Here is a 14,483-nt window from a genome sequence, read left to right on the forward strand (position 1 = left end):
GCCCCGGCGCCAGCCGCTGCTCCCGCTGCCGCACCGGCCGCCGCTGCGCCCGCCGCAGCCGGCGCCGTTGCCATGCCTTCGGCAGCCAAGCTGATGGCCGAAGGTGGCCTGTCGGCCGGCCAGGTCGCTGGCACGGGCAAGGATGGCCGCATCACCAAGGGCGACGTGCTGGCCGCGACCGCTGCTCCGGCCGCCGCGCCTGCCGCCAAGGCCGCTCCGGCTCCGGCCGCCGCCAAGCCGGCGCTGCAGCAGGTTTCCGCCCCGGTGGACTTCGCCGCGCTGGGCGACCGTCCGGAAGAGCGCGTGCCGATGAGCCGCCTGCGCGCCCGTATCGCCGAGCGCCTGCTGCAATCGCAATCCACCAACGCCATCCTCACCACCTTCAATGAAGTGAACATGAAGCCGGTGATGGACCTGCGCGCCAAATACAAGGACCGCTTCGAGAAGGAACACGGCGTCAAGCTGGGTTTCATGTCCTTCTTCGTCAAGGCCGCGGTGCACGCGCTGAAGAAGTTCCCGCTGATCAACGCTTCGATCGACGGCAATGACATCGTCTACCACGGCTATTTCGACATCGGTATCGCGGTGGGCTCGCCGCGCGGCCTGGTGGTGCCCATCCTGCGCAACGCAGACCAGATGAGCCTGGCGGACATCGAGAAGAAGATCGCCGAATTCGGCGTGAAGGCCCGTGACGGCAAGCTGTCCCTGGAAGAGCTGACTGGCGGTACGTTCTCGATCTCCAACGGCGGCACCTTCGGTTCGATGCTGTCTACCCCGATCATCAACCCCCCGCAGTCGGCCATCCTGGGCGTGCATGCCACCAAGGACCGCGCGGTGGTGGAAGACGGCCAGATCGTGATCCGTCCGATGAACTACCTCGCCATGTCCTACGACCACCGCATCATCGACGGCCGCGAAGCCGTCCTGGGCCTGGTCGCCATGAAGGATGCGCTGGAAGATCCGGCCCGCCTGCTGCTGGACCTGTAATCATCCGCATTGACTGAGGTCTTGCCCGCCATGCCCGCAGATATACGCGGCGCGGGCGGGCATGACGGACCGAAGAGTTGAAGGCGGCCTGGCGGGCGATGTTGCCCCGGCCCGGGCTGCAAAAGGAATTTCCATGAGCAAACAATTCGACGTGCTGGTCATCGGTGCCGGCCCCGGCGGCTACATCGCCGCCATCCGTGCCGGCCAGCTGGGCCTGAACGTGGCCTGCTGCGAAGGCAATGCCTACGACGATCCCAAGGACGAACCGCGCCTGGGCGGCACCTGCCTGAATGTGGGTTGCATCCCCTCCAAGGCACTGCTGGCCTCCTCGGAAGAATTCGAGAACGTGCAGCATCACCTGGGCGACCACGGCATCACGGTTGGCGACGTCAAGGTCGACGTGGCCAAGATGCTCAAGCGCAAGGACGATATCGTCGGCAAGATGACCAAGGGCATCGAGTTCCTGTTCCGCAAGAACAAGGTCACGCTGCTCAAGGGCTACGGCAAGTTCGTCGGCAAGACCGCCGAGGGCTTCCAGGTCGAGATCGCCGGCAAGGCCGGCGCCGAAGTCGTGACGGCCAAGCAGGTCATCATCGCCACGGGCTCCAAGGCGCGTCACCTGCCGGGCGTCGCGGTGGACAACGTGCTGGTCAGCGATAACGAAGGCGCGCTCAAGTTCTCCGGCGTGCCGAAGAAGCTGGGTGTGATCGGTGCCGGCGTGATCGGCCTCGAGCTGGGTTCGGTATGGCGCCGCCTGGGAGCCGAAGTGACCGTGCTGGAAGCGCTGCCGGCGTTCCTGGGCGCCGCCGACGAAGGTGTGGCGAAGGAAGCGCAGAAGCTGCTGACCAAGCAGGGCCTGAAGTTCAGCCTGGGCGTGACGGTCAATGAAGTCAAGACCGGCAAGGACAACGTCACTGTCAGCTACACCGACAAGGACGGCGCTGCCCAGACGCTGGATGTCGATCGCCTGATCGTGTCGGTCGGCCGCGTGCCCAACACCGACAACCTCGGTTTGGACGCCATCGGCCTGGCTGCCGACCAGCGCGGCTTTATCGAGGTGGACGACCACTGCGCCACCAAGGTGCCGGGCCTGTGGGCCATCGGTGACGTGGTGCGTGGCCCGATGCTCGCGCACAAGGCCGAGGACGAAGGCGTGGCGGTTGCCGAGCGCATCGCCGGCCAGAAGCCGCACATCGACTACAACTGCATTCCGTGGGTGATCTACACCTTCCCGGAAATCGCATGGGTGGGCAAGACCGAGCAGCAGCTCAAGGCCGAGGGCCGCGAGTACAAGTCCGGCCAGTTCCCGTTCATGGCCAACGGCCGTGCGCTGGGCATGGGCCATTCGGATGGCTTCGTCAAGATGCTGGCCGATGCCAAGACCGATGAGATCCTGGGCGTGCACGTGGTTGCCGCGAACGCGTCGGACCTGATCGCCGAAGCCGTGGTGGCGATGGAGTTCAAGGCCGCCAGCGAAGACATCGGCCGCACCTGCCATCCGCATCCGTCGATGTCGGAAGTCATGCGCGAAGCCGCACTCGCCGTGGACAAGCGCCAGCTCAATATGTAAGGCACAAGCCTTCGTATTGTTGAGTACCGGCGCGCCGCTCCAGCGGCGCGCCGTTTTCGCTTTCGGGGTGACAGGGGCTATTTGCCCTGTCAGGCGTCCCGATCCTCATTCAAGCCGGAGCCTCCCGGCATCCAGCGCAAGCAGTCAGCATGAACGTCCGTGAGTACTACGAGCAGGAACTGAAGCAACGTGGCTACACCTCCGACGAGGCGCAGCTGCGCGCCGTCGACCGGCTGCAGCAGTGCTATGACCAGTGGGTGGCGTACAAGAGCCGGCGCAACAGCACGCTGAAGAAGCTGCTGGTGCACCCGGACGTGCCCAAGGGTGTCTACCTGTGGGGTGGGGTGGGGCGCGGCAAGTCCTTCCTGATGGACAGCTTCTATACCTGCGTGCCGGTGGTGCGCAAGACGCGGCTGCACTTCCACGAATTCATGCGCGAGGTCCACCGCCAGCTGGAAGAGCTGCGCGGCCGCCCGGACCCGCTGGACGAACTGGCCAAGCGGATTGCAAGGCGTTTCCGCCTGATCTGCTTCGACGAATTCCACGTCAGCGATGTGGCCGACGCGATGATCCTGCACCGCCTGCTGCAGCAGCTGTTCGAAAACGGCGTGCAGTTCGTGATGACCTCCAATTACCGGCCCGACCTGCTGTATCCGGACGGGCTGCACCGTGACCGTGTGCTGCCGGCAATCGCGCTGCTGCAACAGAAGCTCGACGTGCTCAACGTGGATGCCGGCATCGACTATCGCAAGCGTGCGCTGGAGCAGGTCGAGGCCTATCACACACCGCTGGGGCCCGAGGCCAGTTCGGCGCTGCGCCACGCATTTACCAGCATTGCCGGTGTGGCCGACGAGTCGCCCATCCTGCATATCGAGCATCGCGAACTGCGTGCGCTGCGCAAGGCAGGCGGGGCGGTCTGGTTCGATTTCAATACGCTGTGCGGCGGCCCGCGCTCGCAGAACGACTATCTCGAACTGGCCACCGAGTTCCACACGGTGATCCTCTCCGATGTGCCGAAGATGACGCCGCGCATGTCCTCGGAAGCACGGCGTTTCACCTGGCTGATCGACGTCTTCTACGATCACAAGGTAAAGCTGCTGATCTCTGCGGAAGTGCCTGCCGATGAGCTTTATACGGAAGGTCAGATGGCCAATGAGTTCAGCCGCACGGTCTCGCGCATTATCGAGATGCAGTCGCGCGAATATCTCGAAGCGCCGCGCCGTACTGTCGACACCTCGCTGACCTGAGGCGGCCATCCCGCCGCACGCTTGATCTGTATCAAGGCGGCTTGCGGCCTGGGCTCTTACCATGCAGTTGGTAAAAAAGAGCCCCGATGCCGCCTTCTCCTGCTTATTCCCTGCCCGATCTGCCCAATTCGCCGCTTGCACGCGCAAGCGGCGCGCTGACGGCCGTCGTGCAGGAAGGCTGCTTTCACTGCGGACAGCCGCTTTCAGCCGCCGAGCCCGCCCTGCGCGCCAGCATCGACGGCAAGGATCAATCCTTCTGCTGCGGTGGCTGCCAGGCCTTGGCGCAGACCCTGCACGCCGCCGGGTTTGGGCATCTTTATGGCGACCAAGCCCGTTTTGCCCGCCCCATCGACGAGGCGGCGCGGCGCGAGGCCGAGCCCGTGTGGGCCGCCTATGACACCGAGGAATTGCGGGCGCAGTTCGTGCGCCCGCTCGACGAGCGCCGTGCCGAGATCACGCTGGCGCCGGAGAATATCCGTTGCGCGGCCTGTGCCTGGCTGATCGAGCAGCACCTCGGCAGCCTGCCTGGCGTGGAATCGGTGATCGCCAATGTGGCGACCCGCCGCGTGGTGGTGCGCTGGCGCGCGGCCGAGCAGCCGGTTTCCGCCTTGCTCGCGGCACTGGCCGGCATCGGCTACCTGGCGTGGCCATTCGAGGTCTCGCGCTCCGACCGGCAGGATCGCCACGCACGCCGTGGCCTGCTGATGCGCATGGCGGTAGCCATGCTGGGCATGATGCAGGTGATGATGTATGCATGGCCCATCTACACCCATGAAGCCACTATTGATCCCGGTCAGTTGCAGTTGATGCGCTGGGCCAGCCTGGTGCTGACCTTGCCCGTGGTGCTGTACTCGGCTTCGCCAATCTTCGCCGGGGCGTGGCGCAGCCTGAGGCAGCGCCATCTGGGCATGGACGTGCCCGTGGCGATCGGCGTCGGCGCGGGCTTCCTTGCCAGTACGGTGGCCACGCTGCGCGGCACCGGCGAGGTCTACTTCGACTCGGTCACCATGTTCGTCGCATTCCTGCTGCTGGCGCGATATCTGGAACTGCGCGTGCGCCAGGCATCGCGCAGCGGCGCCGAGATGCTCGCGCGGCAGTTGCCTGCCACCTGCGAACGCCTGCGGGCCGAAGGCGGGGCAGGCGAGCGGGTGCCGGTGGCGCGCTTGCGCGCAGGTGACCTGATCCGCGTCAAGGCTGGCGAGGTGGTTCCGGCCGATGCGACCGTTGTTGCTGGCGCCAGTGAACTGGACGAATCCATGCTGACCGGCGAGAGCCGACCGGTGCCGCGTGGTTTCGGCGATCCGGTGCTGGCGGGTTGCTTCAATACCACCAGTCCGCTTGAGCTGCGCGTGTCGAAGGTAGGCGCGGCGACCCGGCTGGCCGAGATCGTCGCCGTACTGGACCGCGCGCTGGCGGAGAAGCCGCGCCTGGCCACTGTGGCCGACCGTGTTGCCGGATGGTTCGTCGGCATCTTGCTGGTGCTTGCCGCCCTTGCCGGGGCGGTCTGGTGGGCCTGGATCGACCCGTCGCGCGCGCTGCTGGTGACGGTGGCGGTGCTGGTGGTCAGCTGCCCGTGCGCGCTTTCGCTGGCCACGCCCGCCGCGCTGGCCGCAGCCGGGGCGGCGCTTTCGCGCCGCGGGCTGCTGCTGACGCGCGGTCACGCGCTGGAAACGCTCGCTGGCGTTACCGACGTGATGCTCGACAAGACGGGCACGCTCACGGAAGGCCGTTTCGCGCTGACCGAAATCCTGGCCCTGGGCGACGCCGGCGCCGATGCCAGCCTGCAACTGGCCGCGGCCATGGAACGCTCCGGCGAGCATCCCATCGCGCGGGGCATCGTCGAGGCAGCGCAGGCTCAGGGACTCGCCTGCGGCGCGCATGCCGTCAGTGCCATGCGCAATGTACCGGGGCAGGGCCTGGAGGCTGAAGTGGACGGGCAGCGTTACCGCTTGGGCCGGCTCGAGTTTGTGGCTGCGCTGGGCACGAGCGCAAGCACGGACCGTGAAGGTATCTCCACCGCGCTGGCAGCCAGCGAGCGCAGCGGCGCCACCCTGGTGTGGCTGGGCAGCGCGAAGGGCGCGCAGGCCGTGTTCGTGCTCGCCGACATTGAACGCGCGCAGTCGGCGCGATTGCTTGCTGCATTGCGTGCGCTCGGCGTGACCTGCCACCTGGTGTCAGGCGACACGCCGGCCACGGTCGGCTGGTGGGCCGACCATTTCCAGCTCGCGCGCCGCGAGGGCGGCGTCACGCCAGAAGGCAAGCGCGAGTATGTGGCGAACCTGCAGCGTTCCGGTGCGGTTGTGCTGGCGGTGGGCGACGGCATCAACGATGCGCCGGTACTGGCGCAGGCGCAGGTTTCGATCGCCATCGGCAGCGGCGCCCCGCTGGCGCAGGCCGGCGCCGATGCCGTGCTGACCCATGGCCGTGTGGCCGAGATCGCGAACGCGCTGGAAATGGCCCGCCGCACCCGCCGCGTGGTGCGCCAGAATCTCGGCTGGGCCTTTGCCTACAATGTGATCGCCATCCCGCTGGCTGCGACCGGCTATGTCACCGCCTGGATGGCGGGCATCGGCATGTCGGTGTCGTCGCTGCTGGTGGTGGCCAACGCCTGGCGCCTGCTGCGCTCGGGCAAGCCCGGAGACTGACACATGGACATGCTCTACCTGCTGGTGCCGATGAGCCTGGTGCTGGTGGCCGTGATCGCCGGCGCGCTTTGGTGGGCGCTGCATGCCGGGCAATATGACGACCTCGACCGGCCCGGCGAGGCCATCCTGCTCGATAACGACAAGCCCTGATCCATCGCGGCCGCGCTCTGGCCCGCATGGAGATCCCCCTTTTTCGCCGCCGCTTGCCGCGGCAAGTATGGCTGTCCTCGCCTACGCGCGACGCGCATGCGTGCGGATGCGAGACGCCGTTGCGCCTTAGTTCCCATGCTTTCCCGTGCGCTTGATACAGATCAAGACGCCCGGAGCGCGGTTTTCCTACAGTCACAACATCAATTCATATTTATCCAATCTGGGGGTCTGAATGGCTGTCACCGCCGCGTATTCTCGCGCCGACACCTTCAATTACGGCGTCGTGCGGCAATTTGCCGTCATGACGGTAGTCTGGGGGATCGTCGGTATGGCCGTCGGCGTGCTGCTCGCAGCACAGCTGATCTGGCCGGAGCTTAACTTCAACACGCCATGGCTGTCCTTCGGGCGCCTGCGTCCGCTGCATACCAATGCCGTCATTTTCGCCTTTGGCGGCAGCGCGCTGTTTGCCACTTCCTACTACATCGTGCAGCGTACCTGCCAGGCACGGCTGTTCTGCGGCCCGCTGGCCGCGTTCACGTTCTGGGGCTGGCAACTGGTGATTGTCGCCGCGGCCATCACGCTGCCGATGGGCTTCACCAGCTCGAAGGAATACGCCGAACTCGAATGGCCGATCGACATCCTGATCACGCTGGTCTGGGTGGCTTACGCCATCGTGTTCTTCGGCACCATCATGAAGCGCAAGACCCGCCATATCTATGTGGCCAACTGGTTCTTCGGCGCTTACATCCTGACCATCGCCATATTGCACATCGTCAACAACGTCGAGATGCCGGTGACGATGTGGAAGTCCTACTCGGCCTATGCCGGCGTGCAGGACGCCATGGTGCAGTGGTGGTACGGCCATAACGCTGTGGGCTTTTTCCTGACCACCAGCTTCCTGGGCATGATGTATTACTTCATTCCCAAGCAGGCCGGCCGCCCGATTTACTCCTACCGCCTGTCGATCGTTCACTTCTGGGCGCTGAACTTCACCTATATGTGGGCCGGCCCCCACCACCTGCAGTACACCGCGCTGCCCGACTGGGCGCAATCGCTCGGCATGGTGTTCTCGCTGATCCTGCTGGCGCCTTCCTGGGGCGGCATGATCAACGGCATCATGACTTTGTCGGGTGCCTGGCACAAGCTGCGCACCGATCCCATCCTCAAGTTCCTGGTGGTGGCGCTGTCCTTCTACGGCATGGCGACCTTCGAGGGCTCGATGATGTCGATCAAGACCGTCAACGCGCTGTCGCACTACACGGACTGGACCATCGGCCACGTGCACTCCGGTGCACTGGGCTGGGTCGCGATGATTTCGATCGGCTCGCTCTATTACCTGATCCCGCGTCTGTTTGGCGAGAAGGAGATGTACAGCGTGCGGCTGATCGAATTGCACTTCTGGATCGCCACCATCGGTGTGGTCCTGTACATCGCCTCCATGTGGATCGCAGGCGTGATGGAAGGCCTGATGTGGCGGGCCACGCAGCCCGATGGCACGCTCACCTACGCCTTCGTGGAAGCGGTCAAGGCCAAGTACCCGTTCTACCTGATCCGCTTGCTGGGTGGCCTGTGTTTCCTTTCCGGCATGTTGCTGATGGCGTACAACGTGGCGCGGACCATCATCGGCAAGCCCGCGGTGGATGCGCCGATCCCGACCAGCGTTGGTGCCTCCGCCCATTGATCATTCCAGGATAGAAACGATGTCTGAAAAACGAAGCTTCTTTACGCACGAGACCCTGGAGAAGAACATCGGCTGGCTGATCATCTGCACCATCCTGGTGGTCAGCATCGCCGGGCTCGTCCAGATTGTGCCGCTGTTCTTCCAGCACTCCACTACCGAGCCCGACAAGGGGATCAAGCCGTATTCGCCGCTGCGCCTGATGGGCCGCGATATCTATATCCGCGAGGGTTGCGTGGGCTGCCATTCGCAGCAGGTGCGTACGCTGCAGGGCGATGTCGAACGCTATGGCCACTACTCGACGGCCGGCGAATCGGTCTATGACCATCCCTTCCTGTGGGGCTCCAAGCGTACCGGTCCCGACCTGGCGCGCGTGGGCGGCCGCTATTCCGATGACTGGCAGCGCATCCACCTGCGCAATCCGCGCGACGTGGTGCCCGAGTCGGTGATGCCGTCCTACCCGTGGCTGGAGAAGGCTCCGCTGCAGGCCAACGATATCCGCGACCGCATGCGTGCGCTGAGGCGGCTGGGTGTGCCCTATACCGACGCCGAGATCGAACAGGCGCCCGCCACGCTGGCAGGCAAGACCGAAGAGGACGCGATGGTCGCCTACCTGCAGGAGCTTGGCATCAGCAAGCGCAATGTGCGTGTGGACACCGCAGCCGCGGCTCAGCCCGCAGCCGCGCCGGCCAAGGAGTAAGCCATGGCAATGATCACTGCGTTTTCCACCGTGATCTCGATGGTGGCGTTTCTCGCGATCTGCTGGTGGGCCTGGTCGTCCGGCCGCAAGGCAGCCAACCAGGAGTCGGCCATGCTGCCATTCGCCCTGCCCGACGAGCCGCTGGCCGCGAACCACGACGGCCGCCATCGTGCCGGCGGCGCAAACAACACCAAGCAGGAACACTGAGTCATGAGCGACTTCTTCACGGATTTCTGGAGTTACTACATCGCCGCCATTGCGCTGGTAGGCATCGTCTGGTGCATATGGCTGCTGTTCTCCCAACGCAAGGTGGTCAAGGTGGCCGGCGCTACCGAAGACACCGGCCACGTGTGGGACGGCGACCTGCGCGAGCTGAACAATCCGCTGCCACGCTGGTGGATGTGGATGTTCCTGCTGGCTTGCCTCTTCGGGCTGGTCTACCTGGTGCTGTACCCGGGACTGGGTTCCTACGCCGGCGTGCTCAAGACCTCCAGCCGGGTCGAGCTGGAGGCGCATCGCAAGGCGGCTGAGCAGGTGCAGAACGATGTCTATGGCAAGTACATGCAGATGGACGTCAAGCAGGTGGCCGCGGATCCGGCTGCGCGCGAGATCGGGCAGCGCCTGTTTCTCAACTACTGCGCGCAATGCCATGGCTCCGACGCGCGCGGCAGCCGCGGCTTTCCCAACCTGACCGACAACGACTGGCTGTATGGCGGCGATCCCGCCACCATCACCCAGACCATTACGAAGGGGCGTAACGGCGTGATGCCGTCATTCGCTTCGACCATCGACGGCAAACTGGCCGGCGACGTGGCGCAATACGTTCGTTCGCTGTCAGGCTTGTCTTCCGATCCGATTCGCGCCTCGCGTGGCGAGAGCACATTCAAGTCCACGTGCGCGGCCTGCCATGGTTCTTCCGGCAAGGGCAACCAGGCGCTCGGTGCGCCCAACCTGTCGGATAAGGTCTGGCTGTATGGCAGTTCGGAGGCAAACATCGTCGACGCCATCCTGAAGGGTCACAACAACCACATGCCGGCACACGAGGAAATCCTGACGCCGGAGCGCATCCGCATGCTGACGGCCTATGTCTGGGGACTGTCGAACAATGGGGCAGCCCCCGCAGGGAGCGGGCAATGAACCGCGACGCCTGCGTAGGGAGCCTGCGTGCCGCTGGGGGTGATCGCCCATGAATGCCCCGGAACCGGAACCGCTGAGAAAGCACGGAGCCGCCTGGGGGCCTCTGCGGGCGCCCGCATCCGCCACGGGGGATGGGGAAACCTCGGATGAAACCCTGTACGAAGTCCGCCGCAAGATCTATCCGCGCTCGGTCACAGGGGCGTTCTCGAGCTGGCGGGTCTGGATGGTGGTCCTGACCCAGCTGTTCTTCTATGGCATGCCCTGGCTGCAATGGAACGGCCGCCAGGCCATGCTGTTCGATCTCGGCGCGCGCAAGTTCTACATCTTCGGCCTGGTGCTCTGGCCGCAGGATGTGATCTACCTGTCCGTGCTGCTGGTGATTTCTGCGCTCTCGCTGTTCCTGTTCACGGCGATCGCGGGTCGCCTGTTCTGCGGCTATGCCTGTCCGCAGACGGTGTACACAGAAATCTTCATGTGGATCGAGCGGCATGTGGAAGGCGATCGCTTTGCCCGCATCCGCCTGGATGGCGATCCGTGGAGCGCGCGCAAGCTGCGGCTCAAGGCCACCAAGCACACGCTCTGGATCGTGATCGCGCTATGGACCGGCTTTACCTTCGTAGGGTACTTTTCGCCCATTCGCGAGTTGGGCGGCCACGTGCTCAGCCTGTCGCTGGGGCCGTGGCAAACGTTCTGGATGCTGTTCTACGCCTTCGCCACCTGGGGCAACGCCGGCTTCATGCGCGAGCAGGTGTGCAAGTACATGTGTCCTTATGCACGCTTCCAGAGCGTGATGGTCGATCGCGACACGTATGTGGTGACGTATGACGTGGGCCGCGGCGAGCCGCGCGGCAGCCGCTCGCGCAAGGTGGATCACCAGGCCGCCGGCCTGGGCGATTGCGTGAACTGCAGCATCTGCGTGCAGGTCTGTCCCACCGGCATCGATATTCGCGACGGCTTGCAGTACGATTGCATCGGTTGCGGCGCCTGCATCGACGCCTGCAATCAGGTCATGGACAAGATGGCGTATCCGCGCGGGCTGATCCGCTACACGTCGGAGAACGCCATGCGCAGCGTGCTGCCGGAGGCAGAGGCGCGCAAGCGTCTGTTCCGGCCGCGCACGGTGGTGTACTCGGTGATCTGGCTGGTCCTGGTTGCCGGCTTCACGGTGTCGCTGGCCATGCGCACGCCGCTCAAGGTCGATATCATCCGCGACCGCGGCGCGCTGGGCAGGGAAGTGGAGGGACGCTGGATCGAGAACGTCTATCGCCTGCAACTGATCAACACGACCGAGGCGCCGATGCATGTGGCCATTCGCGCGGACAGTGATGACCTGAAGGGCCTGGCTGTGGAATACGATCACGCTGCCGGCAATCTCGAGCCCACCTCAAACCGCCTGATTCCGATTCGCGTGCGCGTGCCGATCGAAGCCGCTGGCCAGGGCACCCACAAGATCCAGGTGACAGTCACTGCGACAGGAGACGACAGTGGGGGCGGCGCGGAAATCAGCCAGGGCACCAGCTTCATCGTGCCGCGCAATCTTTGAACCGAGAAATCTGGAGGAGGCTTGATGATGCAGCAAAGCAATCCCTGGTGGAAGGAGCCCTGGCCATGGCTGCTGATGAGCGGGCCCTTGCTGGCGATGGTGGCCTGCGGGGTCACGATCTGGCTGGCCATGACGCACCCGGACCCGCCCGTTGTCGATGGCGTATCGCGGCACGGGTTGGTGGTCGAGAAGACGGGTATCGGGCGGCAGGCTGAGCCGGCCACGGCGCAGGCGAGGTGACCATGAGACTGCGCTGGCTGATGTGGGTGCTATGGCCCGGCTTCCTGGTAGCCGGGCTGACGACCGCCCTGGTGTTTTCGATGGTCGATCCCGGCGATCTGCGCTTCTTCGGACAGCCGGTCGAGGCGTCGCGGGAGGCGGTTTACACCGTGGGCTTCCTGGTCGCGTGGGCGCTTTGTTCGTTGTCGAGCGGCCTGACGCTTTACACCATGCCCACGCGGCTGGCGGAGACAGACGAACTGGAGTGAGCGCGATGCGCATCTTCGCGCTGCGGGGCAGCGGGCGGCGGAGCAGGAGTGTCGTGGCCGGGCCGGCGCGGCGTGGCATTGGCGCCGCGCAAGGAGGGCAAGGCGGCTGCCAATGCCGCGGGAGCCGGGAAACTCCGCGCGGCCGGTCGATGCCCGCCGGACTAGCAGGACTTGTTGATGATCTGCTTGATGCCTGTCATGTCGACCAGCTTGACGTGCCGCTGGCGGATCTGGATCAGCCCGGCTTCCGCAAAACGGGAGAACAGGCGGCTGACGGTTTCGAGCTTGAGCCCGAGGTAGCTGCCGATCTCCTCGCGGCTCATGCGCAGCACGAACTCGGAGGCCGAATAGCCGCGCGCGGAGAGGCGCTCCGAAAGGTTGATCAGGAAGGCGGCAAGCCGCTCTTCGGCGCGCATCGAGCCCAGCGTGATCAGCATCACCTGGTCCTGCGAGATTTCCTTGCTCATCAGCCGCATGAACTGATGTTGCAACGACGGGAGCGCACCGGACAGCGACTGGAGGTCGCCGAAGCGCACCACGCAAACTTCGGTATCCTCAAGGGCGGTGGCGTCGGATGCGTGCTGCATTTCGCCAAGGCCGTCGAGCCCGACGACTTCGCCGGGGAGGTGGAAGCCCGTGATCTGCGAGCGGCCATCTTCCATCGTCAGGTGGGTTTTGAGCGTGCCGAAGCGGATCGCATAGACGGCGGTGAGCGGATCGCCGAGGCGGTACAGGGTCTCGCCCTTGCGTACGCGCACGCGCTCCTGCACCAGCGAATCCATTTTTTCGAGGTCCTGCTGCGACATGCCGACGGGCAGGCAGAGCTGTCCCAGCGAGCAAGTGGAGCAGCGGGGCGACATCTCGGTAATGGGAATGGATGTTAGCAATTGGGGCCTGTCGGTTTAGCGCAATCACTCAAGCGCGTGTGGCAGGCGCATTGAGTTGAAAGCTTGACGTTGAGAGCTGTCGGTTGGAAGCGCTATCCACATTAGCCTGGCGCGGGTCTGGCGGGGCCTGCCATCTGCGTGGCGCCGCCTGCCGTGCCCGTCGTCATGATTTGCGATTGCGCGGATGTGCGCGGGCGCTGGGCTTCATGTTGATAGCGCCTCTTGAAGTCGCGGGGGCGCGTAGGGCGCATTTTACCGCGCCAGGGGATGTGATTGGGAGGAGAAGTTGACCGTAGGCGTGCTCTTCAGCGTTTTTACCCTGGCTTTGCTGGGCGGTGTGCATTGCGCGGCCATGTGCGGCGGGATTGCACTTGCCGCCGAGCAGGGCGGCACGGCCCGTGTGCCGGCCATCATCCTGCGCCGGCCGGGCCACTGGCTGCTCGAACTCCTGGTGATGCATGCCGGGCGGCTGAGCATGTATGCGCTGTTGGGCGCGTTGCTGGGTACCCTGGGCGCCGGTGTCTGGAAGGCCCAGTACCTGCCGCTGCAGCGCTGGCTGTTCGGGATCGGCAGCATGATGCTGGTCATGTCGGGATTATGGATGTTGCGTGGGCGCGTCGTGGGGGCTGGCTGGCTGGAGCGGTTTGCCGCGCGCGGCGCTGGCGGTTTGCTCCGTTTTCTTGCCGCCGCCGGCGTGCGCCTGGCGCCCTTGGGCCTGCCGCAGGGGCGGCTGCTGCGCCGCTACGGCATGGGGCTGGCCTGGGGACTGGTACCATGCGGCATGGTCTATGGCGCCCTGGCGATGGCGCTGCTGGCCGGGAACGCCCCTTCGGGAGCGCTGGTGATGGCCGTGTTCGGGCTGGGCACTTTGCCAAACCTGCTGGTTATCTCGGGCCTGTCCGGCTACCTCAGGCAGTGGTCGCGCCGCCCGGCGGTACGTACTGTTGCCGGTTTGGCAGTGACTGCCTTTGGTGTCGTCGGGGTGGCGCGCGCGCTGCTTTTGCCAGAGACGCTGGCTGCGCACGGCTTCTGTCTGGTCTTCTGATACGCCGCTTCATGGCGCATTGCGCACTTTGTCGGGCGGATGCCTGTGTGAATCGGTTGCAGGTTTGCCAGGGAATGCCATACAATCGCAAGAACAGCGATATCGCGCAGCGTATTTCATCGTGGCATCGTCAGGTAGCATTCGCACTCGGGGATGCATGCCAGGAACCCTCGAGCACGTATTACCGCCAGGGACCGTTCCCAATCCGCCGTCCGGTTCAAAAGATTATTTGGTTCAAAAGACCAGCCACGGCAGGGCGGGGTGAAATAGGCCAAGCAGGCCCGATATCCGTATTTTTCTTGCACCCGGAGCGACGGACGTCGTGCCGGACAGGTCCGCCACATCAGGGGGAAGGCGCGACGCAAGGGCTCCGTCGACCGGCAGGTATAGCCGGTGGCCGGGCGAT

14 protein-coding genes are annotated in these 14,483 nt (G+C 65.0%); 13 read left to right on the plus strand and 1 reads right to left on the minus strand.

The window, feature by feature from the left end; all coding sequences use genetic code 11:
- The 12 genes from odhB to CF70_RS18835 all read left to right on the plus strand — a co-directional run.
- The coding region (odhB, locus tag CF70_RS18780) for a 2-oxoglutarate dehydrogenase complex dihydrolipoyllysine-residue succinyltransferase (protein ID WP_035867832.1) at positions 1–987 on the plus strand (987 nt) is incomplete at its 5' end.
- A gap of 133 nt (positions 988–1,120) precedes the next feature.
- Positions 1,121–2,557, plus strand: coding sequence for a dihydrolipoyl dehydrogenase (lpdA, locus tag CF70_RS18785; protein ID WP_035867834.1), 1,437 nt, complete (start codon positions 1,121–1,123; stop codon positions 2,555–2,557).
- Positions 2,558–2,706: 149 nt separating this feature from the next.
- Positions 2,707–3,804 (plus strand): cell division protein ZapE, encoded by a 1,098-nt coding sequence (gene zapE, locus CF70_RS18790; RefSeq protein WP_035867837.1) that lies wholly within the window; start codon positions 2,707–2,709, stop codon positions 3,802–3,804.
- A gap of 86 nt (positions 3,805–3,890) precedes the next feature.
- Entirely contained in the window at positions 3,891–6,449 is a 2,559-nt protein-coding gene (locus CF70_RS18795) for a heavy metal translocating P-type ATPase (RefSeq protein ID WP_035867840.1), read from the plus strand.
- A 3-nt stretch (positions 6,450–6,452) separates the two neighbouring features.
- A complete protein-coding gene (ccoS, locus tag CF70_RS18800; protein ID WP_006162067.1) occupies positions 6,453–6,599 on the plus strand; it encodes a cbb3-type cytochrome oxidase assembly protein CcoS in 147 nt (48 codons plus the stop codon).
- A 232-nt stretch (positions 6,600–6,831) separates the two neighbouring features.
- Positions 6,832–8,280 (plus strand): cytochrome-c oxidase, cbb3-type subunit I, encoded by a 1,449-nt coding sequence (gene ccoN / locus CF70_RS18805; protein WP_035867843.1) that lies wholly within the window; start codon positions 6,832–6,834, stop codon positions 8,278–8,280.
- A gap of 19 nt (positions 8,281–8,299) precedes the next feature.
- A complete protein-coding gene (gene ccoO, locus CF70_RS18810; protein ID WP_035867845.1) occupies positions 8,300–8,977 on the plus strand; it encodes a cytochrome-c oxidase, cbb3-type subunit II in 678 nt (225 codons plus the stop codon).
- Positions 8,978–8,980: 3 nt separating this feature from the next.
- Positions 8,981–9,184 carry a cbb3-type cytochrome oxidase subunit 3 gene (locus tag CF70_RS18815; RefSeq protein ID WP_035867847.1) on the plus strand — a complete coding sequence of 68 codons (204 nt, stop codon included), beginning with the start codon at positions 8,981–8,983 and terminating at the stop codon, positions 9,182–9,184.
- A 3-nt stretch (positions 9,185–9,187) separates the two neighbouring features.
- On the plus strand, positions 9,188–10,114 hold the full coding sequence (gene ccoP / locus CF70_RS18820) for a cytochrome-c oxidase, cbb3-type subunit III (RefSeq protein ID WP_035867851.1): 927 nt from the start codon (positions 9,188–9,190) through the stop codon (positions 10,112–10,114).
- A 49-nt stretch (positions 10,115–10,163) separates the two neighbouring features.
- Entirely contained in the window at positions 10,164–11,657 is a 1,494-nt protein-coding gene (gene ccoG, locus CF70_RS18825; protein WP_035867852.1) for a cytochrome c oxidase accessory protein CcoG, read from the plus strand.
- Between the two features lie 24 nt (positions 11,658–11,681).
- Positions 11,682–11,897 carry a FixH family protein gene (locus CF70_RS18830; protein ID WP_081862235.1) on the plus strand — a complete coding sequence of 72 codons (216 nt, stop codon included), beginning with the start codon at positions 11,682–11,684 and terminating at the stop codon, positions 11,895–11,897.
- Positions 11,898–11,899: 2 nt separating this feature from the next.
- Complete coding sequence (locus CF70_RS18835) at positions 11,900–12,145, plus strand: hypothetical protein (protein ID WP_035867854.1); 246 nt, start codon at positions 11,900–11,902, stop codon at positions 12,143–12,145.
- A gap of 161 nt (positions 12,146–12,306) precedes the next feature.
- Here the strand turns inward: CF70_RS18835 and fnr are convergent, their stop codons facing one another.
- On the minus strand, positions 12,307–13,032 hold the full coding sequence (fnr, locus tag CF70_RS18840) for a fumarate/nitrate reduction transcriptional regulator Fnr (protein WP_035867856.1): 726 nt from the start codon (positions 13,030–13,032) through the stop codon (positions 12,307–12,309).
- Between the two features lie 286 nt (positions 13,033–13,318).
- On the opposite strand from fnr, the gene CF70_RS18845 reads away from it, so the two are divergent.
- Positions 13,319–14,077: a sulfite exporter TauE/SafE family protein gene (locus CF70_RS18845; protein ID WP_035867858.1), complete on the plus strand. Its 759-nt coding sequence runs from the start codon at positions 13,319–13,321 to the stop codon at positions 14,075–14,077.
- Positions 14,078–14,483 lie beyond the last annotated feature (406 nt).

It is taken from the genome of Cupriavidus sp. SK-3, assembly GCF_000611145.1.
GTDB lineage: Bacteria > Pseudomonadota > Gammaproteobacteria > Burkholderiales > Burkholderiaceae > Cupriavidus.

What these genes read in the sequence shown, in the direction of transcription:
- CF70_RS18815 (WP_035867847.1), top strand. Translation starts at nt 8,981, where the DNA reads ATGGCAATGATCACTGCGTTTTCCACCGTGATCTCGATGGTGGCGTTT.
- CF70_RS18830 (WP_081862235.1), top strand. Translation starts at nt 11,682, where the DNA reads ATGATGCAGCAAAGCAATCCCTGGTGGAAGGAGCCCTGGCCATGGCTG.
- ccoG (WP_035867852.1), top strand. Translation starts at nt 10,164, where the DNA reads ATGAATGCCCCGGAACCGGAACCGCTGAGAAAGCACGGAGCCGCCTGG.
- ccoO (WP_035867845.1), top strand. Translation starts at nt 8,300, where the DNA reads ATGTCTGAAAAACGAAGCTTCTTTACGCACGAGACCCTGGAGAAGAAC.
- CF70_RS18835 (WP_035867854.1), top strand. Translation starts at nt 11,900, where the DNA reads ATGAGACTGCGCTGGCTGATGTGGGTGCTATGGCCCGGCTTCCTGGTA.
- lpdA (WP_035867834.1), top strand. Translation starts at nt 1,121, where the DNA reads ATGAGCAAACAATTCGACGTGCTGGTCATCGGTGCCGGCCCCGGCGGC.
- ccoP (WP_035867851.1), top strand. Translation starts at nt 9,188, where the DNA reads ATGAGCGACTTCTTCACGGATTTCTGGAGTTACTACATCGCCGCCATT.
- ccoN (WP_035867843.1), top strand. Translation starts at nt 6,832, where the DNA reads ATGGCTGTCACCGCCGCGTATTCTCGCGCCGACACCTTCAATTACGGC.
- CF70_RS18795 (WP_035867840.1), top strand. Translation starts at nt 3,891, where the DNA reads ATGCCGCCTTCTCCTGCTTATTCCCTGCCCGATCTGCCCAATTCGCCG.
- ccoS (WP_006162067.1), top strand. Translation starts at nt 6,453, where the DNA reads ATGGACATGCTCTACCTGCTGGTGCCGATGAGCCTGGTGCTGGTGGCC.
- zapE (WP_035867837.1), top strand. Translation starts at nt 2,707, where the DNA reads ATGAACGTCCGTGAGTACTACGAGCAGGAACTGAAGCAACGTGGCTAC.